Below are 396 nucleotides of genomic sequence, written 5' to 3'. Positions count from 1 at the left end.
CGAGGTCTCGCCGTACGCGGTGGACCTGGACTGGAGCGACCTCGACGACCCGGATGAGATGGCGCTGGTGGTCGCCGACCTGGGCCGGGCGACGGCGGCGATGCACGCGGCGGCGGACGACACCTCCGGCGAGTCGCTGGTGCCGTTCTCCACGGAGCGGGCCATCGACGCGGCGATCGCGGCCGACGAGGACGCGCTGGTGCCGCTGCTGGTGGACTTCGCCCACGACTACGGGGCGCGGGCCCGCCGGGACCACCAGATCTTCCTCGACCTGTTCCGCAACGGCCGGATCCCGGGCCTGTAACCTTCCGCACATTCACAGGCCCCCTTCACGGATCCCTTAACGGAGCACGTGCCACACTCGTAGCCGCCATGGACATATCCGGACCCCAGCTC

At 70.5% G+C, this 396-nt stretch carries 1 protein-coding gene; it reads left to right on the top strand.

Features of this window, described 5'->3' with window-relative positions; genetic code table 11:
• Positions 1-304: DUF2252 family protein (locus tag LPA54_RS41250; protein WP_228985513.1), on the top strand; the 304-nt coding region annotated here is incomplete at its 5' end.
• Between the last annotated feature and the right edge of the window lie 92 nt (positions 305-396).

Origin of the sequence: Streptomyces sp. DH12 (genome assembly GCF_020873895.1) — a bacterium.
In the GTDB taxonomy this organism is placed as follows: domain Bacteria; phylum Actinomycetota; class Actinomycetes; order Streptomycetales; family Streptomycetaceae; genus Streptomyces.
This window is presented reverse-complemented; position numbering and strand designations above follow the sequence as displayed.